Genomic DNA, 23438 nt, shown 5'->3' on the forward strand with positions numbered 1-23438 from the left:
GGGACGGAATCCATGACGACTCTCACCACCGAGCAGGCGGAGACGGCGACGACGACGAATGCGACGCCGACGACGGATGCACGCACCGGCTCCCCGCGCGCCTCGGTCGAGCTGCGGGGGCACACGATCCCCACGGGCCTGTACCTCGACGGCGACTGGCTGCCCGTCGAGTCGACCTTCGAGGTGATCGACCCGGCCACCGGTGGTGTGATCGCCGAGGTTGCCGACGGCACCGCATCCGACGCCCTCGCCGCGCTGGCCGCCGCAGACCGGGCGCAAGACGCCTGGCGCCACGTCGCCCCGCGCGACCGCGCCAACCTCTTCCACCGCGCCTACGCCGTGCTCATGTCGCGGGCCGACGCCATCGTCGAGACCATGACGCTCGAGAGCGGCAAGCCGCTCGCCGAGGCGCGCGGCGAGTTCCAGCTCTCGACCGACTTCTTCCTGTGGTACGCCGAGCAGGTCGCCCACCTGCACGGCACCTACGCCGAGGGCTCGCGCGGCGGCTACCGGGTCGTCACCACCCACCAGCCGGTGGGGCCGTCGCTGCTCATCACGCCGTGGAACTTCCCGCTGCTCATGATCGCCCGCAAGGCCGGAGCCGCGCTCGGCGCCGGCTGCACCGTCGTGGTGAAGTCGGCCAAGGAGACGCCGCTCACCTGCGCCCTCTTCGTCGAGGCGCTGCACGACGCGGGCTTCCCACCCGGGGTCGTGAACCTCGTGCACACCACCCGCTCGGCCGACGTCTCGGCGGCCGTGATGGCGGATGCGCGTCTGCGCAAGGTGAGCTTCACCGGTTCGACCGGGGTCGGCAGCACCCTGCTGAAGCAGGCCGCGCCCGGCATCGTGAACGCGTCGATGGAGCTCGGCGGCGACGGACCGTTCGTCGTGCTCGACGACGCCGACGTGGAGCTCGCGGCGCAGCAGGCCATCCTGTGCAAGTTCCGGAACGCCGGGCAGGCGTGCGTGGCGGCGAACCGCATCATCGTGCACAGCGCGGTGGCGGAGGAGTTCACCCGCCGCTTCGTCGAGCTCACCCGGGAGCTCACCGTGGGCGACGGCTTCACCGCGGGCGTCGACGTGGGCCCCATCATCTCGGCGAAGCAGCGCGACGGGGTGGCCGCGCTCGTTGCGGCCCTCTCCGAGATCGACTCGGAGCTGCTGACGGGCGGCTCGCCGCTGGGCCGCGACGGCTACTTCTTCGAGCCGACGGTCTTCAAGATCAACGACCGCGACAACGAGGTGTGCAACCAGGAGCTGTTCGCCCCCATCGCCACCATCTACACGGTCGACTCCACCACCGAGGCCATCCGGGTCGCGAACGACACCAGCTACGGCCTCGCTGCCTACGTGTTCACGCAAGACCTCTCGCGGGCCATCGCCGTGAGCGAGCGGCTCGACTCTGGCATGGTGGGCATCAACCGCGGCATCATGGCCGATCCTGCGGCCGCGTTCGGCGGCGTGAAGTCGTCGGGCCTCGGCCGTGAGGGCGGGCACGAGGCCATCTACGAGTTCCTCGAACCGAAATACCTCGCCATCACCGTCGATGAGAGCAAAGGACTGGACTGACCGATGAGCACCACCACCGCATCCGGGGTCTCGGCGGAAGCCGCCGCCCCCGCGCCCGCCTCCGCCGCCACTGCGCTCGGCATCCTGCGCCAACCGAAGACCGTGCTCTTCGGCGCCGGTCAGCGCCGGCAGCTGCCCTACATCGTGCGGGCCATCGCGAAGCACCTGCTGGTGACGACGGATGCGCGCATGGCCACGACCCCCGAGTTCCTCGACATCATCTCCGCCGTCGAGGCAGCGGGCGTGCAGGTGTCGATCTACGCCGAGGCCGAGCCCGACCTTCCGCGCGAAGACGTCGTGGCCGTGGTCGAGCGCTTCGGGCACACGGAGGTCGACGCGATCCTCGGCATCGGCGGCGGCTCGTGCATGGATCTGGCGAAGGTCGTCTCGATCGTGCTCGCCAACGGCGGAGACGTGCGCGACTACTACGGCGAGTTCTTGGTGCCCGGGCCCGGTGTGCCGGTCGTCACGGTGCCGACCACGGGCGGTACGGGCGCCGAGGTCACCTGCATCTCGGTGGTGTTCGACCGCGACCGCGGTATGAAGGTGGGGGTGGCGAGCCCGTTCCTCGAGGCGCACACCGCCGTCATCGACCCCGAGCTCACCGTGAGCTGCCCGCCCGGGCTCACCGCGGCGACGGGGGCGGATGCGCTCTCCCACCTCGTCGAGGCGTTCACCGGCCGGGTGAAGAACCCGAGCCCCGACGACCTCGACACGAAGCTCTACGCTGGCAAGAACCGGTTGACGGATGTGTTCGCACGGCAGGGGCTCGAGCTGCTGAACACCTCGCTCGAGGCCGTGGTCGCCGACCCGTCAGACCTGGCGGCCCGCTCCGACACCATGCTCGCGGCGTACTGCGCCGGCATGTCGATCAATACCGCGGGCACGGCCGGGGCGCACGCGGTGCAGGGGGCCATCGGCAACCTCACCCACACGCCGCACGGGTTCGGCATCAGTGCGCTGCTGCCGTCGATCATGCGGTTCAACCTGCCCGAGCGCGTGGCGGAGTTCGCCGAGATCGGGCGGATCCTCGGCGTCGCCGACCCCGCGTCCCCGCTGGAGGAGCAGGCGCACGCCGGTATCCTGCGCATCGAGGCGCTGCTCGAGGCACTCGGGGCGCCGCTCGACCTGAAGACGCTCGGGCTCTCCCCCGACGACTTCGGCTTCGTCGCCGACCAGGCACTGCTCGCCACCCGCCTCACCGCCAACAACCCGCGCGAGCTCACCCGCGACGACGTGCTCGCCATCCTCGAGCACGCCTACGCCGGCGACCGTTCCTGGTGGACGGTGTGACGCCGCCCCCGGCGCCCGGGCCGGCGCCCGCGGCAACGGATGTGCGAGGCACGCGGGAGCGCACGGTCGCCATCGCCGGGGCCGGGTCGATCGGGGTGGCGTTCGCTGTGCTGTTCGCGGGGGCCGGGTTCGCGGTGCGGGTGTGGGATGCGTTTCCCGAGGCGTTCGAGCGGGCGCGCGGTGAGCTCGCCGAGCGGCTCGAGCTGCTGGCCGCACATGGGCTGCTGGGCGACGAGTCCTCACACACCATCGCTGGTCGCGTGTCGTTCGAGGCCGATCTGGGGACAGCCGTGGCCGATGTCGAGCTTGTGCAGGAGTGCGCCCCGGAGCGGCTGGAGCTGAAGCGCGAGCTGTTCGCGGCCGTCGCCGAGGCGGCCCCTGCATCCGCTGTGCTGGCGAGTTCGAGCTCGGCGATCGTGCCGAGCAGCATCGCGGGCGACGACCCGGCGCTGGCGGAGCGGGTGATCGTCGCGCACCCGGGCAACCCGCCGTACCTGCTCTCGGTGATCGAGCTCGTGCCCACCCCCGCGACCGACCCCGAACTTCTCGAGCGTGCCGCCGACCTCTACCGCGCCGCCGGGCTGCGCCCGGTGTTCGTGCGCAAGGAGGTGGAGGGCTTCCTCTTCAACCGCCTGCAGGGCGCGGTGCTGCGCGAGGCGTACGCGCTCGTGCGCGACGGTGTGGCGACGGTCGACGACATCGATGAGGTGGTGCGCAGCGGCCTCGGCCGCCGGTGGAGCTTCATCGGCCCGTTCGAGACCGTCGACCTCAACACCCGCGGCGGACTCGAGTCGCACGCCGAGAAGATGGGCCCCGCCTACGAGCGCATGGGCGCCGAACGCGGCCAGCACGACCCCTGGACTCCCGACCTCGTCGCATCCGCCGTCGCCCAGCGCCGCGCCACCCTCCCCCTCGAGTCATGGCCCGACCGCGTCCGCTGGCGCGACGAGCAGCTCATGCGCCTCAAACCCCTCTGGGACTCGATGCGCTGAGCAACCGCGGCCCCCGCCACGCCGGCCCGGGGTCAGCCCGCGTTCGAGTCGCCCCCATCCGGGCGTGCCACGCGGTGATCGCCCTCGCCCGCCGCGGCGGAGCGGATGCGAGTGTCGATCTCTGCGAGACGGATGCGGAACTCGGCATCGTCGACCGGCAGCACCGTCAATGCCCCCGGGTGTGGAACGACAGTGGAAGCACGACGGGTGCTCCCGGGCGGCGCATCCGTAGTCCGACGGCGCGCTCCTCGGCGAGGGTCGTCGAGACGACGACCGGGGCGCACGACTCGACGTCGCTCCAGGGCCCGCGCACCACGAGCACGGCCTCGCCCGCCTCCCAGCGCCACACCGCGATGCCGGTGGCGTCGAGCGTCGCGGCGAGATGCTCGTCGGTGGTGACCGGAACCTCCTTCCCGAGGAGCAGAGATGCCACGCGCACGAACTCCTCCGAGCTGCGCGCGAGTGCGACGTCACGGGCGCCCCGCCGGGTCATCGCCTGCAGCACAGCACGAGCCCGCCGTCCGTCGGCGCGAAGCCGGAGCAGGCTCCCGACGGCGAGGATCGCCGTCAGCACCGCGATGTACAGCAGAGGCGGCCCGGGCTCCGCGACGACCACGATCACGGCCACCGCCGCGATCACCGGAGCCGCCAGCGACGGCACCCCCCGGTTCCGCACCAGCCACCCCACCCACTCCACCCGCACCCGCCGCGGCAACTCCTCCCCCACCCTCAGCCCTCCCCGCCCCGCGCCCGCCTCCGTGCGCCCCCGCCCGATGATATCGGCGGGGAGCCCAGCGCCCGGGTGATCGTCGGCCGCCGCCTTGCCGTCCCGTCTCGAGGCATCTAACCTGTCATCGCCCTGGTCGCAGGCGTCAAGGCGGGAGCGTGGCAGCGCTGGTATCGGGAGGCGATTCCCCGGGCCGACCGGCTTTTCGACCGCTACCTGGCACACACGAACGGAGAACACCGATGAGCACCTCCCTCTCTGACGTCGTCGCCCGCCGGCCGGTCGACCGCGCATCCGTCGAGGCGATCAAGGAGCGGATGCTCGACGAGGTTCGCGCGTACCGCCTCCGCGAACTCCGCAAGGCCATGGGTCTCACCCAGACCGCACTGGCGCAGAGCCTCGACGTCAGCCAGAACCGGGTGTCGCGGCTGGAGCATGGCGACCTCCAGACGACTCAGATCGCGACCCTGCGCCGTTGTGTGGAGGCGCTCGGCGGCCATCTGCACATCGAGGTCGAGATCGACGATCGGCGCATCCAGATCGCGTGACGCCGGGGGCGGGGGCCGCGAAGCGGCGCCCCACCCCCGACGACGATGGCGACGAGACCGAGACCTCAGTCGCCCTTCACGTTGACGATCTGGCGGAGGCGGTGGCGGATCGTGACGAGGTCGGCGGCATCGGCCATGATCTGGTCGATCGGCTTGTACGCCGCAGGGATCTCGTCGAGGAACGCGTCGGTGTCGCGGTACTCGATGCCCGCCATCGCCTCACGCAACTGCTCGTGCGTGAAGGTCTTGCGGGCGGCGCTCCGCGAGTACTCGCGCCCCGCGCCGTGCGGCGAGGAGTGCAGCGCCGCCGCGTTGCCGAGCCCCTCCACCACGTACGACGCCGTACCCATCGATCCGGGAATGAGCCCCAGCTCGCCGGCCCGCGCCGAGATGGCGCCCTTCCTCGACAGCCACACGCTCTTGCCCCAGTGGGTCTCCTTCTGGGTGAAGTTGTGGTGGCAGTTGATGCGCTCCTCCTCGATGACGGGGGCGCCCATCCAGTCACCGAACTGGCGCGCGACCCTGTCCATCATCTCCTCACGGTTGAGCAGCGCGTAGTGCTGCGCCCACCGCAGTTCGGCGATGTACCGGTCGAACTCGGGCGTGCCCTCGACGAGGTAGGCGAGGTCGGGGTCGGGCAGCTCGATCCACCACGTCGCCATCGCCCTCTGGGCGACCTTGATGTGGCGCTGCGCGATGCGGTTGCCCACACCCCTGCTGCCGGAGTGCAGGAACAGCCACAGCCGATCCGACTCGTCGACGCTCACTTCGATGAAGTGGTTGCCGCTGCCGAGCGTGCCGAGCTGCTCGCGCCAGCGCCCGAGCGCCTGGCCGGGGTCGAAGCCCGCCTCCTCGGCGAGCGCCTCGAGCTCCGCGACGCGCGGTTCAGCGGTGGCGACGATGCGGTTGTTGTGCGCACCGGCCGAGACGGGGATGGCCCGCTCGATCTGCTCACGCAGCACCCGCAGCTCCCGCGCTTCGCCGGTGGCGTCTTCGAGGCGGAACTGGGTGCGCACGGCGATCATGCCGCATCCGATGTCGACGCCCACCGCGGCGGGCATCACTGCCCCGAGGGTGGGTATGACCGACCCGACGGTGGCCCCGAGCCCGAGGTGGGCGTCGGGCATCAGCGCGACGTGCGGGAACACGAACGGCATCGTCGAGGTGGTGCGCGCCTGCGCTTCGGCCTTCGCATCGAGGATGCTGGCCCAGCTGAGCAGGCGCGTGGAGATCTCTTTCATCGTCTTTCTATCTGTGTGGAATCCAACGGATGGGGGCACCCGGGGATTCGACACGTCACCGCCACGAGGGGTGGGGAGACGACGAACGCCCCGGGATCCTCACGGTCTCGGGGCGTGTGAAGACGGCCGCGTTACGCGAGGTGCTGGAGAGGGTTCAGTTCTCGGAGCTGCTTCTGCTGCTCGGTCGAACGAACGCCGGAGGAACGGATGCTGAGACGGCGCAGATAGCTCACGGCTCAGTCCTCTCCAGGTCAACGGGGTGTCGTACGCCGGACGGTGCGGCCGGGCTCAGCAACACTAGTCGGCCGTTCGCGGCGTGTCCAGCACCGATTCGGCGACCGGCGTCGAACGCTCGGTGCGGGTGGCGCGACGGCGCGCGAGTACCGTGCGCCAGCGATGCCAGGGCAGCTCGGCCGGCCAGTGGACGAAGACGGTGTGGAAGCCGCGCGCGAAGCGGCGGCGCATCGAGGAGGCGTCGGTGAGCGGGCGGTGCGAGATCTGCACCGCGATGCCGGGCACGAAGGCGACGGCGAAACGGCCGCCCAGGTGGAACGAGAGGTCGAGGTCGTCGTGCACCTCGGTGTCGCTGCGATGCACGGCGAAGCGCACGGCCTCCCAGCTCTCCCGGCGCATGGCCAGGTTCGATCCGAAGAGTGCGGGGTGTCCGAGTGCCAGCAGCAGTGCCCACTGATATGCGCCGAGGTAGAGCGCGGCGCCCGCCCGCCGGAGCAGGCGGGGCCCGCCCGAGAACCTGGCTCCGCCCGTGATGGCACCGAGCCAGGGCCGCCTCGCCATGGACACCGCGACCGCACGCACCCAGTCGGCGTTCGGGATGCTGTCGGCATCGAGCCGCGCGATCACCTCGCCCGTCGCCGCGTCGTAGCCTGCCGACGCCGCGGCGGGGATGCCTGGGCGATCCTCCCGCACGACCCGCGCACCGGCGGCACGGGCCACCTGCGCACTGTCGTCGGTGGACGCGTTGTCGACCACCACCACCTCGAGCGGCGCGACGCTCTGCCGGCCGAGGGCGTCGAGGCAGACCCGGAGCCGCTCGGCGTCGTCCTTCACCGGGATGACGACCGACACCGAGGGCAACGATCCATTCACTCGTCCCACCCCGACGACCCGCGCCCCCACCCGGCCCAGAGACCACCGCTCACGGCCTGAACACCGCCCGCACGCATCCGTCGCTCTTCGACTTGAACATCGCGTACCCTTCCGGCGCCTCATCGAGCGGCATCACGTGGGTGGCGAGGTGGTCGGTGCGGATCTCCCCCGCCGCCATGCGCTCGAGCAGCATCGGAATGTAGCGGTGCCCGTGCTGCTGCGCCCCGCGCACGGTGAGCCCCTTGTTCATCATCGCGCCGAGGGGGAACTTGTCGACGACCCCGCCGAACACCCCGAGCACGAACAGGCTGCCGCCCTTGCGAGTGGCCAGCACCGCCTCGCGCACGGCTGTGGGCCGGTCGGTCTGCAGCTTCAGGCCCGTCTTCACCTTGTCGTAGAGGTAGTCGGGCCGCTCGCTGTGCGCCTCCATGCCCACGGCCTCGATGCTCACGTCGGGCCCGCGGCCACCGGTGCGCTCGCGCAGCTCGGCGAGCACCTCGGTCTGCGAGTAGTCGAGCGTCTCGGCACCGATGACAGACTCCACCTGAGCGAGTCGTTCGGGCAGGCGGTCGATCACGATCACCCGCTCGGCTCCGAGCAGCAGGCTCGCCCGCGCGGCCATCTGTCCCACGCCGCCGGCTCCCCAGACGGCCACCACCGAACCGGGGCCGACCCCGCCGAGGTCGGCCCCCATCCACCCGGTGGGCACCGCATCCGAGGCGAACACCGCGGCCTCGTCGCTGAGCCCCTCGGGCACGGGAAAGGCGCCGGTGTCGATGTGGGGCACGCGCACGTACTCGGCGTGACTTCCCGCGAAGCCGCCGGTGATCTGGCTGTAGCCGAAGCATCCGCCGGTGGGTGCGCCGAACAGGCCCTCGCCGAGTCCCGGATGCGGGTTGGTGTTGTCGCACAGCGAGGTGAGGCCGTTCGTGCAGTACCAGCACCGCCCGCAGCTGATGAACGAGCACACCACGACCCGCTCGCCCACCTGCCGGCGCTCGACCCCGGGGCCGACGGCGACGATCTCGCCGAGGAACTCGTGGCCCAGCACGTCGCCGGCGCGCATGCCGGGCACGTACCCGCCGAGCAGGTGCAGATCGGATCCGCAGCTCGCCGAGAGCGTCACCTTGACGATGGCGTCGCCGGGATCGAGGATGCTCGGCTCGGCGACGTCTTCGACCGCGAGCTTGTTGATACCTGTCCAGCAGAGGGCCTTCACAGCACACCTTCCTCGGGCGAGCGACGGGTCACGAGGTCGACGACGAGCCCCGCCGGGGTGCTCGGCCGTGCACCCTCGGGCTTCGGGTCGAGGGTCATCAGGTGCCCCACCTCGAGCAGTTGCTTCGTCTCGCGCAGCGCCTCGCGCACGGCACGGCGGATGTCGCGCGGGTCTTTCTGGAACACCTCGGCGCGCGGGCGGGCCCGCAGCTCGGTGCCGCGGTCGCCGGGCGCGGCGCTCCAGGTGACGTCGATGACGTCGTGCAGCACGGCGAGCGGCTCCGGCAGCGAGTGCTCCTGCACCACCTCACTCGGCGGCCGGGCGATCGTGACGACGTTCCAGCGGTGCCCGTCGTCGTGCGGTCGACGTGACCGTCGCGCGACACCCCAGACGGATGCTGTGGCCACCACCCCGGTCACCCCCAGCGTGACGGCGAGCGCCTTCCTGCCCATGCGGCCTCCTCCACCTCGATGCCTCAACCCACGCTCCCTCGGCGGGCGTGCATCCGCTCGGGGGTTGACACGGGGGGCGGCCGACCCCGTGTGGGACCGGCAGGACGCGCGTCGCGACGATGACCGCCTCGCGCGTTGTACGCCTCGGTGGCCCGGGTGTCCAGCCCCTCGCCGGTCTGAGGCGCGTCCGTAGGTTCGCGAGTGTGCGAGCTGCGGCGGGGAACTCCTCGTCGTGCAGAGACGACAGAGCAAGAGAATCGGAGCGAGACGTGTTCTTCCACAAGCAGGAGATGCAGTTCAAGGCGACACCGACCAAGCCGGATGCGGTGTTCGCGAGGCGCTTCCAGGAGGTGCTCGGCGGCCAGTACGGCGAGATCACGGTGGCCATGCAGTACGGGTTCCAGGCCTGGAACGCGCACGAGCCGGGCAAGTACCGCGACCTGCTGTTCGGCATCGGCGCCGAGGAGTTCGGGCACGTCGAGATGATCGCGGTGATGATCGCGCAGCTGCTCGAGAAGGCACCCGTGGAGCAGTCGGAGGCGGCGATCGCCGCCGACCCGGTGCTGGGCGCCGTGATCGGGGGCACCGACGTGCAGGCCGCCATCGTGGCCGGCGCGGGTGTGCGGCCCGTCGACAGCAACGGCAACCCGTGGCAGGGGTCGTACATCACGGCGAGCGGCAACCTGCTCGCTGACTTCACGGCGAACGCCAACGCCGAGATGCAGGGCCGGCTGCAGGTGGCCCGCCTCTACAACATGACCGACGACCACGGGGTGCGTGACCTGCTGTCGTTCCTGCTGGCCCGCGACACGATGCACCAGAACCAGTGGATCGCCGCCGCCGCCGAGCTGCGCGCCGAGGGCAAGGAAGACCTGCCCGTGCCGAGCAACTTCCCGCTGTCGCAGGAGCAGCGCGACGTGGCGTACCAGTACATCAACTTCTCCGACGGCGCCGCCGCGGCCGAGGGCAGCTGGGCCTCGGGCCCCACGCCCGACGGCAAGGGCGAGTTCAGCTACCTCGACGGGCCGCAGAACACCGTGCCGATGCCGCCGCCCACGCAGCCCGACCCGCGCTTCTTCGGCACCGACGCGAAGCCCAACATCGTCGACAAGGCGGCGGGAGTCATCAAAGACAAGCTGAGCACGAAGTAGGCGGCGCGAGATGACTGTCGCACGCGACATCATGACCCCCGACCCGCAGTGCGCCGGGATCGGTCAGACCATTGGGGAGGCCGCGACGCTGATGCGCGACCTCGACGTCGGGGCACTCCCCATCTGCGGCGACGACGGCAAGCTGGCCGGCATGATCACCGACCGCGACATCGTGGTGAAGGTGGTCGCCGTGGGGCGCGACCCCGGGTCGGTGAAGGTGTCCGAGCTCGCCGACGGCGAGCCGGTGACCGTCGGCGCCGACGACGACGTGCGGGAGGCGCTCCGGGTGATGCAGGAGTATCAGGTGCGCCGACTGCCGGTGATCGACGGGCACGAGCTCGTCGGCATCATCAGTCAGGCCGACGTGGCCCTCTCCCTCTCGGCGGCCGAGACCGGCGAGACCGTGGAGGAGATCTCGGAGGCGTGAGCTCGCGAGGCGCCGGCGGCGGGCGAAGGCGCCGCCGCCGGCGCCGCCGCGCTCGCCCGCACCACGAGCGACACCCCAAGTCCGTCCCCGGCGAGCGCCTCCGGCGCCCCGCCCTCGCGCTCCCCCAGCACGCCGAGCACCGCCTCCATCGCCGCTCGCCCGAGCACCGTGAAGTCCTGCCGCACGGTGGTGAGCGGCGGCGAGAAGAACGCTGCCTCGGGGATGTCGTCGAACCCCACGACGCTGAGGTCGTCGGGAACCCGCAGCCCCGCCTCGGTGTAGGACCTGATGAGCCCGAGCGCCATCTGGTCGTTCGCCACGAACACCGCCGTCGCCGACCCTTCCGACGCGAGCCGCACGCCGTGGGCGTATCCGCTGGCCGGAGTCCAGTCGCCGACGAGCGGCTCGCGGCTCACCAGCCCGTGGGCGGCGAGGCCGCCGAACCATCCGCGCACCCGCTCCGCAGCATCCATCGACCCCGCAGGCCCTGCGATGTGCCTGATGTCGCGGTGCCCGAGCCCCACCAGGTGGTCGACCGCGGCGCGCGCCCCCGCGTACTGGTCGAGCGCCACGCGGTGCGGCGCCCCGCGGTCTTCCGACGACACCGCCACCACCGGCACCCCGAGATCCACCCCGGTGATGCCCTCCACCGCCGCCCGTTCCTGCACGATGAGCACGATCGCCTCGACGTTCTGCCGCACCAGCAGCTCGGCCGCGCTGCGCACGTGCGCGGCGTCCGCCTCGAGGAGTCCGGCGGTGATGACGGCGTAGCGCGCATCCCTCGCCGTCTCGTTGAAGTGCAGCGCCGTCGAGGAGGGCCCGAAGTCGGCCGACCCGGTGGTGATGAGCCCGATGGTGCGCGAGCGCCGCGTCACCATGGCGCGCGCCGCCGGCGAGGGCACGTAGCGCAGCTGACGGATGGCGTTCTCGACGCGTTGCCGGGTGGCCGGCCGCACGTTAGGCAGGTCGTTGAGCACCCGCGACACCGTCTGGTGCGACACCCCCGCCAGGCGCGCGACATCGAAGATCGTGGCGGCTCGCGCCTTGTCGTCTTCAGTCACTCTGGGTCCTCATCGGCGCGGGTGGGCGCGGTGTCGGCGCGGGGTGATCGCGTCTGGGCGCGGGGTCGGCGCGTCTTCGTATTATCGCGGGCCTTTCGCTCACCGTCGTCTCGCCGTGAGCACCTTCTGCAGAATGATGAAGACGAGGAGCAATGCGCCGATGAAGATCTTGGTCCACCACGACGACAGCGTTCCCTCGAAGGTGATGATGGTCTGGATGACGCCTAGGACGAGCACCCCGAGCACCGAGCCGAGCACGAACCCGTAGCCGCCGGTGAGCAGCGTGCCGCCGATGACGACGGCGGCGATGGCGTCGAGCTCGGTGCCGATGGCCGTGAGCGGATAGCCCGAGAGCGTGTAGAAGGAGAACAGCACGCCGGCGAGCCCTGAGCAGAAGCCGCTCACCACGTAGACGATCACCTTGGTGCGGGCCACCGGCAGCCCCATCAGCATGCCCGACTGCTCGTTGCCACCGATGGCGTACACGGTGCGGCCGAAGCGGGTGAACCCGAGCACCCACACGGCGACGACCACGACGACCAGCGCGATGACGACGCTCGGCGTGATGCTGAGCCCGCCGCCGAGCGGGATGCGGGTCACGGCGAGGGCCACGAACGCGGGCTCGGTGATCGAGATCGAGTCTTTTGAGATGACGTAGCAGAGCCCTCGGGCGAGGAACATGGCGGCGAGGGTCGCGATGAACGGCTGCACCTTGAAGACGTGGATCATGAGCCCGACCAGCAGCCCCAGCACGCTCGTGAGCACCAGGATGAGCGGGATCACGACCCCGGGCGACCACCCGCTCTGCAGCAGGCTCGCCGCGATCATCGTCGACAGCGCCACCACGGCGCCCACCGAGAGGTCGATGCCGCCGGTGAGGATGACGAAGGTCATGCCGACGGCGAGCACGATGAGGTAGGAGTTGTCGACGAACAGGTTGAGGAACACCTGCCCCGAGAAGAACCCCTTGTAGCGGATGCCGCCCGCCACGAACACCGCCACGAACAGGACGGCGGTGACGAGCACGGGCCCCGACTTCGGGCTCGTGAGCAGGTCGCGCACGCGGTCGAGGGGGCGGCGTGGGGAACGGATGCCGCTGCGCCCCGCGGGCGCCTCGGTGGCGGGTCGTTCGAGGGTCGACGTCACGATGCTGCTGCTTCCTTGACTCGGGCGGTTCGCGCGGCGATGCGCTGACGCAGCCGCGCGAACGCGGCGTTGGTGGCGGGCGACTGGAGGAGGCACACGGCGGTGACCACGGCGGCCTTGAACACCATGGTGATGATGGGCGGGATGCCCACCGTGTAGACCGTGGTGACGAGGGTCTGGATGACGAGCGCCCCGATCAGCGTTCCTGCGAGCGAGTAGCGGCCGCCTGCCAGCGAGGTGCCGCCGATCACCACCGCGAGGATGGCGTCGAGCTCGATGAACAGGCCGGTGTTGTTCGCATCCGCCGCCGTCTGGTTCGCGGTGAGGATGAGGCCGGCGATGCCGGCCGACAGTGCGCAGAAGGTGTACACGGCGAACAGCAGGCCGCGCGCCCGCACGCCGGCCTGGCGGCTGGCCTCGGGATTGATGCCGACCGACTCGATGAGCATGCCGAGAGCGGTGCGCCGGGTGAGCAGGGCGGCGAGGGCGAAGATGCCGGCCCCGATCACCACGGCCACGGGCAGCCCGAACCAGAAGCCCGAGCCGAGCGCCTTGAACGGGGCGCTGTCGACGGTGAGGATCTGGCCCTCGGTGATGAGCATGGCCACTCCGCGGCCGGCGGTCATGAGGATGAGCGTGGCGATGATGGGCTGGATGCCGATCACCGAGACCAGGAACCCGTTCCACACTCCGAGCACCAGGGCGATGAGGAGGGCCACCGCCACGGCGACGGCGACCGTGCCGAACGAGCCGGGGTCGGAGGAGCCGAGGAGGATGGAGCAGGCGACCGCACCCGAGATGGCGGCGACGGCGCCGACCGAGAGGTCGATTCCCCTGGTGGCGATGACGAGCGTCATGCCCACGGCGATGATGAGGGTCGGGGCGCCGTTGCGCAGGATGTCGATGACCGAGCCGAACAGGTGCCCGTCCTTCACCGTGATGGTGAGGAAGCCGGGGAAGGCGATGACGTTGATCGCCACCAGCAGGAGCAGCATGACGATCGGCCAGAACAGCCGGCTCGACACGGCACGGAGGAGGAGGGCGTTCATCGTGGGTCTCCCGTGGTCTGGAGGGCGGGGGCGGGGGTGTCGCCGGCGGCGTCGGCCACGGGGTCGTCTGCCACCGAGCCGTCGGCGATGAGCGCGAGCAGGGCGTCGACGGTGATGCCGTCGTTCTCGATGTCGGCGACGAGACGCCGGTCGCGCAGCACGGCCACGCGGTGCGAGAGCCGCAGCACCTCTTCGAGCTCGGCCGAGATGAACACCACGCTCATGCCGTTCTCGGCGAGCGTGTAGATGAGCTTCTGGATCTCGGCCTTGGCCCCGATGTCGATGCCGCGGGTGGGCTCGTCGAGGATGAGCAGCCTGGGTGCGATCGCCAGCCAGCGCGCCAGGAGCACCTTCTGCTGATTGCCGCCCGAGAGGTTGCGCACGAGCGCGTCGGGGTTCGCCGGGCGGATGTTGAGGGCCTGGATGTAGCTCTGGGCGAGCTCCTCCTGCCGCTTCTTCGGAATGGGCCGGAACCAGCCGCGATCGGCCTGCAGCGCGAGCACGATGTTGTCGCGCACGGTGAGCTCGTTGATGATGCCCTCGCCCCGCCGGTCTTCGGACGAGTAGGCGATGCGGCGGCCGATGGCCTGCCGGGGCGTGCGGAGCTTCGTGCCGGAGCCGGTGATCTCGAGCCGGCCGCTGTCGGAGCGGTCGATGCCGCCGAGGATGCGCGCGAGCTCGGTGCGCCCGGAACCCAGGAGGCCGGCGAGGCCCACGACCTCACCCTCCCCGATCACCAGGTCGAAGGGTTCGATCGCGCCCTTCCGCCCCAGCCCCTCGGCACGCACGAAGTCGGCGGGCCGGTCGGCCTCCACCACGCCCTCGGCGGTGTGGGAGCGACGCCCGATCTCCTCGAGCGCGGTGAGCTCCTTGCCGATCATCTTCTGCACCAGGTCGATGCGCAGCAGCTCCTCGGTGAGGTACTCCCCCACCAGACGCCCGTTGCGGAGCACCGTGAGCCGGTCGGTGATCTCGTAGATCTGGTCGAGGAAGTGGGAGACGAAGAGGATGGCCACGCCGGAGTCGCGGAGCGACCTGATGACCCGGAACAGCTCGGCCACCTCGTCGGCGTCGAGACTCGAGGTGGGTTCGTCGAGGATGAGCACCTTCGCGTCGATGTCGATGGCCCGGGCGATGGCCACGAGCTGCTGCACGGCGAGCGAGTGCGAGCCGAGCAGCGACCCGGGCTCGATGTCGAGGCCGAGGCCCTCGAGGAGCGTCGCGGCGCGGCGCCGCATGGCGCGCCCGTCGATCGACCCGAAGCGGCGAGGCTCGCGCCCGAGCAGGATGTTCTCGGCCACCGAGAGGTTCGGCAGCAGGTTCACCTCCTGGTACACGGTGGCGATACCGGCGGCCTGCGCGGCGGCGGGCCCGCTGAACGACACCGGAGCCCCGTCGACGACGATGGAGCCGCTGTCGATCTGGTACACCCCGGTGAGTGCCTTGATGATGGTGGACTTGCCGGCGCCGTTCTCTCCCATCAGCGAGTGCACCTCGCCGGGGAACATGCGGAAGTCGACGCCGTCGAGCGCCTTCACACCGGGGAACGAGATCGAGATTCCGGTCATCTCGACGACGGGTGCGGTCATGGTTCTCTCTTCTTCGAGGGAAGGGCTTCTTCGAGGGAAGGGTGCGTGCTGTGTGCAGGGGTTGACGGATGCGCGGTGTGTCCCGCGCATCCGTCACCGGGTGTGATCAGTACTGCCGGTCGGGCAGGGCCGCCTTGGCCTGCTCCTGGTCGAAGGTGGTCTCCTCCGTGATGATGCGCTTCTCGGGGGTCTCACCGTCGTTGATCTGCTCGACGATGTCGACGAGCTGCTTGCCGAGCAACGGCGAGCACTCCACGATGAAGTTGATCTTGCCATCGGCGAGCGCCTGCATGCCGTCTTTCACCGCGTCGACGCTGACGATCTTGATGTCTTCGCCCGGCTTCAGGCCCGCCGCCTCGATCGCCTCGATGGCACCGAGCGCCATGTCGTCGTTGTGGGCGTAGATGAGGTCGACGTCGGGGTTCGACTTCAGCAGCGCCTCGGTGACCTGCTTGCCGCCGGCGCGGGTGAAGTCGCCGGTCTGGCTGGCGACGATCTCGAACTTGTCGTCGCCGCCGATGACGTCGGCGAAGCCCTCGGCTCGGTCGATGGCGGGGGCGGCGCCCGTGGTGCCCTCGAGCTGGATGATCTTCACCGGGTCGGTCGAGTCCTTGTACTCCTCGACCACCCAGTCGCCCGCCTTCTTGCCCTCTTCGACGAAGTCGGAGCCGAGGAAGCTGACGTAGAGCGAGTCGTCTTGCGAGTCGACCGCGCGGTCGGTGAGCACGACAGGGATGTTCGCGGCCTTGGCTTCGTTGAGCACGGCGTCCCACCCGGTCTCGACGACGGGCGAGAACGCGATGACGTCGACCCCCTGCTGGATGTAGGAGCGGATGGCTTTGATCTGGTTCTCCTGCTTCTGCTGGGCGTCGGAGAACTTGAGCTCGATGCCGGCGTCTTTGAACGCCGACTGGATGTCGGTGGTGTTGGCGGTGCGCCATCCGCTCTCCGCACCCACCTGGGCGAAGCCGACGACGAGCTGGTCGACGGGCTTGGGGCCGTCGGAGCCTGCGGTACCGGTGTCTCCCCCGCCGGCGCAGCCCGCGAGGGTGAGGAGCATGGCCCCGGCCGCCGCGAGTCCGATGAACTTCTTCTTCATCGTGATGAACCTCTCTGTTCAACCTCCCGGCCGCTTCGGTGCTGCGTCTGGTGCCGGGTGCGGCAACCACGTCGGTGCCGCTGGAGCAGAAGCTTGACACAAATTGTGAGCCTTCACAATTGTGATTTTTCGCGGATGTTCGTTACGGACTTGGTACTGGCGTTGGGCACGCGGTGGCCCTAATGTGAACGCTAATATTGCGCGGTCGACGACGAACGGAGGTGAGCGGCGCCCGAGCTGGGGCGCGGCGGAAGACTCAGCGGCTCGGCCGGTGGACCGGGCCGATCACGCTCCAGACCGCGTCGGCGAGCTGCTCGGGCTGTGCGGCCGTGAGCGTGGCGAACGCGCCCTCCTCGGGCGAGCCGTATCCCCAGCCCGCCCAGACCGAGGGGATGCCATTGGCCGACGCGCCGGTGAGGTCGTGCTCCCGGTCGCCCACCATCACCGCGGCCTCGGCCGTCCCGCCGGGGCCGGCCACGAGGTCGAGCACCTCGCGGATGATCTCCGCCTTGCTTTCCCGCTCCCCGGTGGGCCGATAGCCCACCACGACCTCGAAGCCCCCGCTCAAGCCGTGCTCGTCGAGCAGGGCGAGGGCCTGGGGTTCGGGTTTCGAGGTGGCGATCGCGAGCCGTGCACCGTTCTCGGCCAGCGCATCCAGGGCCTCGCGGACACCCGGGTACACGCTCACCCCGTCGCGGAAGCGCTCGTCGGAGATGCGCCCGTAGAGCCGCCCGGCCTCCTCCGCGTCGGCGTGGTCGAGGCCGGCCCGGAGACGGAAGGAGTGCCGCACGGGTGGCCCGATGTAGTGCACGAGTTCCGTGTCGTCTGGCACCGGCAGCCCGAGCGCGGCGAAGGTCGCACGGAGGCCGGCGAGGATGTTCGCGCCGGAGTCGACGAGCGTACCGTCGAGGTCGAAGATCGCGAGCGGCGTCGGGCCGTGCGGCTCGGTCGCCGGTCGGGCACGCATCAGGCGACCGGCCGCGGCGAGTTCAACGACGCAGGGTTCGGCGCGGGCACGGGCGCCGCCGCCGCCGACACGGATGGGGACACCGGCACGGTGAGCTCGTGGCTGCCGCCCGCCAGCTCGCGCTCGAGGTCGCCGACGCGCAGCAGCGCTGTCGAGCCGGGCGGCACCACGACCGCGAGGTGCGCCCGCTCTCCCTCGAGCTCCCACCGCACCGACGCGCGTCCGAGGGGCGTCTCGAGTGAGGTCTCGGCCCAGGAGATGCCCCCGCCGACGCGAGGTTCGACGAGGATGCGGCGGTACCCGGGCTCCGCCGGTGCGAGCCCGCCGATCGACCGGTGCATCCAATCGGCGACGGCTCCGAACGCGTAGTGGTTGAAGCTCGTCATCTCACCGGGGTTCACCGCGCCGTTCGGGAGCATGCTGTCCCAGCGTTCCCAGATGGTCGTCGCCCCGAGGGTCACCGGGTAGAGCCACGACGGGCACTCCCGCTGCAGCAGCAGCCGGTAGGCGTCGTCGAGGTGCCCGGTGAGGGTGAGGGCGTCGAGCACGAAGGGTGTCCCGGCGAATCCGGTCGAGATGCGGTGGCCGGAGGCGGCCACCGACTCGGCGAGCCTGTCGCCCGCCCAGCCGAGCTGGTCGTCGTCGAGGAGACCGAAGACGATCGCGAGCGAGTACACCGTGGCGCAGTCGCTCGTGATGGTGCGGTCGCTGACGAAGAGCCTGCGGAACGCGGCCCGGAGCGCTTCGGCCTGCGCCTCGAACTCCGCCACGTCACCGGAGCGCCCGAGCACGGCCGCCGTCTCGGAGAGGATGCGCGCGGTGCGATAGGCCGAAGCGGTCGCCACCACCCCGGGATCGGCTGCCGCCGCCATCGGGTCGTCGGGAGGCGCCGTCGGGTCGAGCCAGTCGCCGAACTGGAACCCCGCATCCCAGACCCCGTCGGCCGAGAGCAACGAACGCACCCGGCGGGCGTGCGCGGCCATCGACGGGTAGGCCTCGCGGAGGACCGCGGGGTCGCCATAGGCCTGCCACAGCGCCCACGGCACCCAGGCGGCCGCATCGCCCCAGACCGCCGTCGCGTCGAAGGGCTCGAGGGCGGGCGGGATGCCGGTGTGCCGGAACAGGTCGGGCACGACGTAGGGCACCACTCCGCCGTTGGCCTGCTGCTCGAGGGCGAGGTCGCGCAGCCAGTCGGCGAGGAAGGCCTGCGCGTCGAACAGGAACGCCGCCGTCGGGGCGAAGACCGCGATGTCTCCCGTCCAGCCGAGTCGTTCGTCGCGCTGCGGGCAGTCGGTGGGGAGGGAGAGGAAGTTGCCCTGCGCGCTCCGCACCACGTTCTCGTGCAGCCGGGTGAGCTCCGGGTCGGAGCAGGAGAACCGCCCGATGCGTGGCAGATCGGAACCCACGACGACAGCGGTGAGACCTGTGGCGACGTCTGCCGCGACCCGGTCGGAGGCCGACCCCGCGGGCCAACCCGGCCACCCCTCGATCTCGGCGTAGCGAAAGCCGTGGAACGTGAAGGTGGGCTCGAACACGTCGATTCCCCCGCTCAGCGTGTACTCGTCGGTGGCGCGGGCCGAACGCAGCGGTCTGATCGCGAGCTCACCCTCTTCAAGCACCTCGGCGTGCCTGACGGTGATGCGCGATCCGGCAGCCCCCGAGACGGTCACCCGAACCCACCCGACGATGTCCTCCCCGAAGTCGGCGATCATCCGGCCGCTCGGGCTCGGGGCGATCGAGGCGGGGGCGATCTCGCGCAGACGACGCACCGGCGGAACCGTCGAGGCCACCAGCTCCGACGTGTCGGAGGGTAGTTCCTCGACGTGGGCCCACTCCGAGTCGTCGAACCCGGGACGGTCCCAGCCGGGCCGGGCGCGCCGGGCGTCGATCCGCTGACCGTCGTAGAGGTCGTCAGCGATGGTCTCACCCGTCGAGGTGCGCCATTCCGAGTCGGTGGCGACGAGGTGGTGGTGCCCGTCGGCGAAGCGGATGCGCAGCTCCGCGATCACGGCGAGCCGACTCCCGTAGAGCGCGCGGGCCCCCTCCCAGCCGAGGCGACCGCGATACCACCCGTTGCCGACGCGGATGCCGATCGCGAACCTTTCGCCCCGTACGCGCTCGGTCACGTCGTGCTCGGAGTACCGCGTGCGCCACTCGTAGCTCGTCCACCCGGGTGCGAGCAGTTCGTCGGAGACCGGGCGACCGTCGATGCTCGCCTCGCAGACCCCGTGCGCCGCGAGCCGCAGCACCGCCGAGACGACCTCGCCGTGACCTGTCGGCAGCACGACCTCGCGCCGGAACAGCGGGGCGGCCGTGCCCTCGTCGCGCGACGAGATGAACCGCGCCGTCCAGCTCATGCAGCCACGCCCCTGCGGAGCGATTCCGCGAGCCGCGCCAGACTGCGCTCGATCTCCGGCAGCGCGGGCACGGGCGGGATGTTGAGGTGCCCGTGCGGGAGCCCTTCGGCGACGTCGACGACGACACGCCCGCCCACCGAGCGCAGCTGCCGGGCGAACAGCTCGCCCGAGGCGCGCAGCTCGTCGACCCCGCCGAGCGCCAGGTGGGTCGGCGGCAGACCCTCCACCGACCCGTGCCCCGGCATGACGTCGGCGGGGATGTCGTGGATGCGCCCGAGGTACCCCTGCAGGATGGCGAGGTTGTGCTCGGGGGTGAAGCGGAGGATCTCGGGCAGCTCTTCGACCCCGAGACCTTCGCTCGCGGGGGTCGGGAAGTGCAGGGTGGGATAGCCGAGCAGCAACCCGGCGGGCACCCGGCGGCCGGCGTCGCGTTCGCGCCGAGCCGCGGCGACGGCGAGGTTGCCGCCGGCAGAGCAGCCGCCGAGCTGCAGGCGGGCCGGATCGACGCCCAGCTCGGTGGCGTGGTCGGCGAGCCAGAGCCACGCGGCCTGCACGTCGTCGAGACCGGCCGGGAAGAGGGTGCCGGGCCCTGCGAGCCGGTAATCGACCGTGACCACGAGCGCGTCGGCGCGGTGGGCGAGCTCGCGGGCCACGACGTCGGCCTCCGGCATGTCGACCGAGCCCCCGGTGAAGCCTCCCCCGTGCACCCAGAGCAGACCGGGCATCCGTTCCCCCGAGCGGTCGGAGCGGTACAGGCGGAGCGGGACGGCGCCGTGGGGGCCCGCGAGGGAACGGGTCTCCACCTCGACCGGCGGGGGGCGGTAGCCTTCGGTGAGGGCGCCGAGGACGCGTTCGTAGTCGTTCCAGTCGCCGACTCCGGCCAGCGCGTCACGGAGGAGCGGGTTCAGTGTCATCGCGAGGAGTTCCTGATCACGAGGTCGACGGGGAGCACCTGCTTCAGGCGGGCGGTGCGGGGGTCACGGCGCTGAGTGAGGAGCATCTCGGCGCAGTGGTAGCCGACCGCGTGCAGCGGGAGTCGCACGGTCGTGATGCCCAGTGCCGCGCTCTCGGGGGAATCGCCGCAGCCCACCACGGCGACCTCGCCCGGTACCGCGCGGTCGTGCTCGACGAGGTTCTGCCAGGCCCCGATTGCCGCTGAGTCGTCGGGGAACACGAGGGCGTCGAACTGCACCCGCCGGTCGAGGAGGAACTCGCTTCCGGCGCGCCCGCCGGCCGCACCCACGCCGGGCAGCACCTGCTCGATCAGCACCGCGTCGGGGTCGAACCCTGAGTCGCTCGCTGCCGCCCGGGCGGCAGCCGCCCGCCCTGCCGAGCGGACCGGCTCGCGGCCGTCGTGCGCCAGCACGATGCGGCGCCGACCGCCGGTGAGGAGGTGCTCGACCACCAGCCGGCAGGCCGCATCGTCGTCGACGGCCGCCGCCGACAGCCGCGACGAGCTCGAGGCGCCGGCGATCACCACGGCCGTGCCTCGGGAGGTCAGCGACTCGGCGAGCTGGTCGGTGCCCTCCCCTGACTCGAGGATGATGCTGTGCATTCCGAGCCGCTCGAAGGCGTTCAGGGCACCGAGCAGTCGCTCGCGGTCTCCGTCGGTGAACGCCGTGAGGGCTTCGACGTCGGTGCGCCGGATGCGCTCCTGGATGCCTTCCAGCACGGCGGCCCGCGACGACGAGGCGTCGACGAGCACCACGCCCATGGTCTCCAGCCGCCCCGGCGCCTTGCGGGCGCGCCCCGACGGCGTCCAGCCCAGCTCGTCGATCGCAGCGCGCACCCGGCGCAGGGTGGCGGTCGAGACGCGTTCAGGATGGTTCAAAGCATTTGAGACCGTGCCGACGGAGACTCGGGCGCGTGTGGCGACATCGGCGATCGACGTCGGTGTTTCTTCAGCCATCTTCCCGCTCTCCTGGTGCATCCGGTTCGTGCTGCGTCCATCCTTGCACATTTGAATTAGTTCAACTAGCATCGCCAATCGCGGGGGGTCTTCGCCGATCTCCGCACTCCCACGAGAACAGTGCCCAAGAGAGAATGAGACTCAACGATGAAGCTCCGAATTCGACACGGCATCGCCGCCGTCGCGGTCGGCGCGGTCACGCTGGCCGCAGCAGGCTGCACCGCATCCGCCCCCGCCGCGCCGCAGGTCGACCCTGACGCCCCCGTCACCATCACGGTCGGCGACCTGCCCAGCACGCAGGCCGAGGCCGCCCGCAAGGGGTTCCTCGACGCCGTCGACTCCTTCGAGGAGGAACACCCCAACGTCACCATCGAGACCAGCGAGACGCGCTGGGACAACGGTTCGTTCTCGGCCCTCGTGGCCGGCGGCACGATGCCGACCGTCATGTCGGTGCCGTTCACCAACACGCAGCAGGTGATCGACAACGGCCAGGTCGCCGACATCACGGGCATCGTCGAGCCCCTCGGCATCGTCGACCGCGTGAACCCCGACACGTTGAAGCAGGCCCAAGACGACGCCGGCAACGTCTACGGCATCCCGACCTCGGTCGACGCCCTGGGCCTCATCTACAACCGCCAGCTCTTCGAGCAGGCGGGCCTCGACCCCGACGACCCGCCGGCCACCTGGGACGAGGTGCGGGAGGCAGCCAAGACCATCACCGAGAAGACCGGGGCGCCTGGCTATCTCCAGATGACGGAGGAGGGCCAGGGCGGGTGGATCTACACGGCCACCGTCTACTCGCACGGCGGCACGGTCGAAGACCCGACGGGCGGCGAGGTCACCCTCGACAGCCCCGAGAGCGTCGACGCACTGCAGACGGTGCACGACATGTACTGGACCGACAAGTCGATGGGGTCGACCGTGCTGTTCAGCCTGAAGACGCTCATGCAGGAGTACGCGGCCGGCCGTGCCGGCATGTTCATCGCCCCGGTGCAGACCTACGAGTGGCTGAACAACGTCTACGAGCTCGACCTGTCGACGATCGGGGCCACCCACGTTCCCCAGGCCGGCGGCGAGGAGGGCGCGCTGCTCTCGGGCAACGTGCAGATGTTCAACCCGAAGTCGACGCCGGAGCAGCTCACCGCGGCCGCCGAGTGGGTCGATTTCTACTACTTCGGCAAGTACACCGACGAGGAGACGGCCGTGGCGAACGCCAAGGCGATCGTCGCCGACGGCGGGGTCGTCGGGCTCCCGGGTCTGTCGCCGCTCAGCCCCGAGGCCTACGACCAGTACCGCGAGTGGATCGCCGACTACATCAACGTCGACCCCGCGCACTTCACCGGGTACACCGACTCCCTGACGGTCATCCCGCTGGTGCCCGAGCCCGCCACCCGCGCCCAGGAGGTCTACGCCGACCTCGCTCCCACGGTGCAGCAGGCGCTGACCGACGAGAACGCCGACATCCCTGCCCTGGTGTCCGACGCCTCGTCGCGCATCGACCGCATCATCTCGCAGGGATGACCGGAGCACTCAGC

Annotated in this window: 22 protein-coding genes; 7 read left to right on the top strand and 15 right to left on the bottom strand. The window is 70.8% G+C overall.

The features are described from left to right. Nucleotides 1–12 precede the first annotated feature (12 nt). From ABFY20_RS15415 to ABFY20_RS15425, 3 genes are read left to right on the top strand one after another with little or no spacing between them, the layout of a single operon-like run. Entirely contained in the window at nt 13–1569 is a 1557-nt protein-coding gene (locus ABFY20_RS15415; protein ID WP_368497120.1) for an NAD-dependent succinate-semialdehyde dehydrogenase, read from the top strand. 3 nt (nt 1570–1572) lie between these two features. Beyond that, on the top strand, nt 1573–2862 hold the full coding sequence (locus ABFY20_RS15420) for an iron-containing alcohol dehydrogenase (RefSeq protein ID WP_368497121.1): 1290 nt from the start codon (nt 1573–1575) through the stop codon (nt 2860–2862). After that, nucleotides 2850–3854, top strand: coding sequence for a 3-hydroxyacyl-CoA dehydrogenase (locus tag ABFY20_RS15425; RefSeq protein ID WP_368497122.1), 1005 nt, complete (start codon nt 2850–2852; stop codon nt 3852–3854). Before ABFY20_RS15420 ends, ABFY20_RS15425 begins: the two co-directional genes overlap by 13 nt. 32 nt (nt 3855–3886) lie before the next feature. On the opposite strand, the gene ABFY20_RS15430 is transcribed toward ABFY20_RS15425, so the two are convergent. Beyond that, nucleotides 3887–4024, bottom strand: coding sequence for a hypothetical protein (locus tag ABFY20_RS15430; protein WP_368497123.1), 138 nt, complete (start codon nt 4022–4024; stop codon nt 3887–3889). Beyond that, nucleotides 4021–4581, bottom strand: a complete 561-nt coding sequence (locus ABFY20_RS15435) for a hypothetical protein (protein ID WP_368497124.1) — start codon at nt 4579–4581, stop codon at nt 4021–4023. Before ABFY20_RS15435 ends, ABFY20_RS15430 begins: the two co-directional genes overlap by 4 nt. 242 nt (nt 4582–4823) lie before the next feature. Here ABFY20_RS15435 and ABFY20_RS15440 point away from each other — a divergent pair, with 242 nt between their 5' ends. Further along, nucleotides 4824–5129 carry an XRE family transcriptional regulator gene (locus ABFY20_RS15440; protein WP_368497125.1) on the top strand — a complete coding sequence of 102 codons (306 nt, stop codon included), beginning with the start codon at nt 4824–4826 and terminating at the stop codon, nt 5127–5129. A gap of 65 nt (nt 5130–5194) precedes the next feature. Here ABFY20_RS15440 and ABFY20_RS15445 read toward each other — a convergent pair whose 3' ends face one another. The 4 genes from ABFY20_RS15445 to ABFY20_RS15460 form a co-directional block, all read right to left on the bottom strand. Further along, nucleotides 5195–6370: an RtcB family protein gene (locus tag ABFY20_RS15445; protein WP_368497126.1), complete on the bottom strand. Its 1176-nt coding sequence runs from the start codon at nt 6368–6370 to the stop codon at nt 5195–5197. Between the two features lie 297 nt (nt 6371–6667). Then, nucleotides 6668–7456 carry a glycosyltransferase family 2 protein gene (locus ABFY20_RS15450; RefSeq protein WP_368497127.1) on the bottom strand — a complete coding sequence of 263 codons (789 nt, stop codon included), beginning with the start codon at nt 7454–7456 and terminating at the stop codon, nt 6668–6670. Between the two features lie 70 nt (nt 7457–7526). Next, nucleotides 7527–8696 carry a zinc-dependent alcohol dehydrogenase gene (locus tag ABFY20_RS15455; RefSeq protein ID WP_368497128.1) on the bottom strand — a complete coding sequence of 390 codons (1170 nt, stop codon included), beginning with the start codon at nt 8694–8696 and terminating at the stop codon, nt 7527–7529. Beyond that, nucleotides 8693–9148, bottom strand: coding sequence for a hypothetical protein (locus ABFY20_RS15460; RefSeq protein WP_368497129.1), 456 nt, complete (start codon nt 9146–9148; stop codon nt 8693–8695). The genes ABFY20_RS15455 and ABFY20_RS15460 overlap by 4 nt, the downstream gene beginning before the upstream one ends. Before the next feature lie 269 nt (nt 9149–9417). Here ABFY20_RS15460 and ABFY20_RS15465 point away from each other — a divergent pair, with 269 nt between their 5' ends. Together ABFY20_RS15465 and ABFY20_RS15470 are read left to right on the top strand one after the other, a co-directional pair. Further along, a complete protein-coding gene (locus ABFY20_RS15465; protein WP_368497130.1) occupies nt 9418–10299 on the top strand; it encodes a manganese catalase family protein in 882 nt (293 codons plus the stop codon). A 10-nt stretch (nt 10300–10309) separates the two neighbouring features. Next, complete coding sequence (locus ABFY20_RS15470) at nt 10310–10726, top strand: CBS domain-containing protein (protein ID WP_368497131.1); 417 nt, start codon at nt 10310–10312, stop codon at nt 10724–10726. On the opposite strand, the gene ABFY20_RS15475 is transcribed toward ABFY20_RS15470, so the two are convergent. The 9 genes from ABFY20_RS15475 to ABFY20_RS15515 all read right to left on the bottom strand — a co-directional run bounded on the left by ABFY20_RS15475 (nt 10654) and on the right by ABFY20_RS15515 (nt 21975). Further along, nucleotides 10654–11787 carry a LacI family DNA-binding transcriptional regulator gene (locus ABFY20_RS15475; RefSeq protein ID WP_368497132.1) on the bottom strand — a complete coding sequence of 378 codons (1134 nt, stop codon included), beginning with the start codon at nt 11785–11787 and terminating at the stop codon, nt 10654–10656. The two genes, ABFY20_RS15470 and ABFY20_RS15475, sit on opposite strands and share 73 nt — an antisense overlap. A 99-nt stretch (nt 11788–11886) precedes the next feature. Then, on the bottom strand, nt 11887–12933 hold the full coding sequence (gene yjfF, locus ABFY20_RS15480) for a galactofuranose ABC transporter, permease protein YjfF (protein WP_368497133.1): 1047 nt from the start codon (nt 12931–12933) through the stop codon (nt 11887–11889). Then, nucleotides 12930–13982, bottom strand: a complete 1053-nt coding sequence (locus ABFY20_RS15485; protein WP_368497134.1) for an ABC transporter permease — start codon at nt 13980–13982, stop codon at nt 12930–12932. Before ABFY20_RS15485 ends, yjfF begins: the two co-directional genes overlap by 4 nt. Then, nucleotides 13979–15571: a sugar ABC transporter ATP-binding protein gene (locus ABFY20_RS15490; protein WP_368497135.1), complete on the bottom strand. Its 1593-nt coding sequence runs from the start codon at nt 15569–15571 to the stop codon at nt 13979–13981. The genes ABFY20_RS15485 and ABFY20_RS15490 overlap by 4 nt, the downstream gene beginning before the upstream one ends. Before the next feature lie 106 nt (nt 15572–15677). After that, on the bottom strand, nt 15678–16670 hold the full coding sequence (locus tag ABFY20_RS15495) for an ABC transporter substrate-binding protein (protein ID WP_368497136.1): 993 nt from the start codon (nt 16668–16670) through the stop codon (nt 15678–15680). Between the two features lie 256 nt (nt 16671–16926). After that, nucleotides 16927–17637 carry an HAD hydrolase-like protein gene (locus ABFY20_RS15500; RefSeq protein ID WP_368497137.1) on the bottom strand — a complete coding sequence of 237 codons (711 nt, stop codon included), beginning with the start codon at nt 17635–17637 and terminating at the stop codon, nt 16927–16929. Then, the gene (locus ABFY20_RS15505; protein WP_368497138.1) at nt 17637–19994 is read right to left on the bottom strand and encodes a family 78 glycoside hydrolase catalytic domain; all 2358 of its coding nucleotides are present in this window, start codon (nt 19992–19994) and stop codon (nt 17637–17639) included. Before ABFY20_RS15505 ends, ABFY20_RS15500 begins: the two co-directional genes overlap by 1 nt. After that, on the bottom strand, nt 19991–20908 hold the full coding sequence (locus ABFY20_RS15510; RefSeq protein ID WP_368497139.1) for an alpha/beta hydrolase: 918 nt from the start codon (nt 20906–20908) through the stop codon (nt 19991–19993). Before ABFY20_RS15510 ends, ABFY20_RS15505 begins: the two co-directional genes overlap by 4 nt. Next, complete coding sequence (locus ABFY20_RS15515; protein WP_368497140.1) at nt 20905–21975, bottom strand: LacI family DNA-binding transcriptional regulator; 1071 nt, start codon at nt 21973–21975, stop codon at nt 20905–20907. The genes ABFY20_RS15510 and ABFY20_RS15515 overlap by 4 nt, the downstream gene beginning before the upstream one ends. A 75-nt stretch (nt 21976–22050) precedes the next feature. Between ABFY20_RS15515 and ABFY20_RS15520 the strand changes: the two genes are divergently transcribed. Continuing rightward, a complete protein-coding gene (locus ABFY20_RS15520) occupies nt 22051–23424 on the top strand; it encodes an ABC transporter substrate-binding protein (protein ID WP_368497141.1) in 1374 nt (457 codons plus the stop codon). Nucleotides 23425–23438: the final 14 nt, after the last annotated feature.

It is taken from the genome of Herbiconiux sp. A18JL235, from assembly GCF_040939305.1.
In the GTDB taxonomy this organism is placed as follows: Bacteria; Actinomycetota; Actinomycetes; order Actinomycetales; family Microbacteriaceae; genus Herbiconiux.

Bases quoted from the DNA above. Each gene is read 5' to 3' on its own strand.
- ABFY20_RS15415 (WP_368497120.1), top strand. From the start codon at position 13: ATGACGACTCTCACCACCGAGCAGGCGGAGACGGCGACGACGACGAAT.
- ABFY20_RS15420 (WP_368497121.1), top strand. From the start codon at position 1,573: ATGAGCACCACCACCGCATCCGGGGTCTCGGCGGAAGCCGCCGCCCCC.
- ABFY20_RS15440 (WP_368497125.1), top strand. From the start codon at position 4,824: ATGAGCACCTCCCTCTCTGACGTCGTCGCCCGCCGGCCGGTCGACCGC.
- ABFY20_RS15445 (WP_368497126.1), bottom strand. From the start codon at position 6,370: ATGAAAGAGATCTCCACGCGCCTGCTCAGCTGGGCCAGCATCCTCGAT.
- ABFY20_RS15460 (WP_368497129.1), bottom strand. From the start codon at position 9,148: ATGGGCAGGAAGGCGCTCGCCGTCACGCTGGGGGTGACCGGGGTGGTG.
- ABFY20_RS15470 (WP_368497131.1), top strand. From the start codon at position 10,310: ATGACTGTCGCACGCGACATCATGACCCCCGACCCGCAGTGCGCCGGG.
- ABFY20_RS15485 (WP_368497134.1), bottom strand. From the start codon at position 13,982: ATGAACGCCCTCCTCCTCCGTGCCGTGTCGAGCCGGCTGTTCTGGCCG.
- ABFY20_RS15490 (WP_368497135.1), bottom strand. From the start codon at position 15,571: ATGACCGCACCCGTCGTCGAGATGACCGGAATCTCGATCTCGTTCCCC.
- ABFY20_RS15495 (WP_368497136.1), bottom strand. From the start codon at position 16,670: ATGAAGAAGAAGTTCATCGGACTCGCGGCGGCCGGGGCCATGCTCCTC.
- ABFY20_RS15500 (WP_368497137.1), bottom strand. From the start codon at position 17,637: ATGCGTGCCCGACCGGCGACCGAGCCGCACGGCCCGACGCCGCTCGCG.
- ABFY20_RS15505 (WP_368497138.1), bottom strand. From the start codon at position 19,994: ATGAGCTGGACGGCGCGGTTCATCTCGTCGCGCGACGAGGGCACGGCC.
- ABFY20_RS15510 (WP_368497139.1), bottom strand. From the start codon at position 20,908: ATGACACTGAACCCGCTCCTCCGTGACGCGCTGGCCGGAGTCGGCGAC.
- ABFY20_RS15515 (WP_368497140.1), bottom strand. From the start codon at position 21,975: ATGCTAGTTGAACTAATTCAAATGTGCAAGGATGGACGCAGCACGAAC.
- ABFY20_RS15520 (WP_368497141.1), top strand. From the start codon at position 22,051: ATGAAGCTCCGAATTCGACACGGCATCGCCGCCGTCGCGGTCGGCGCG.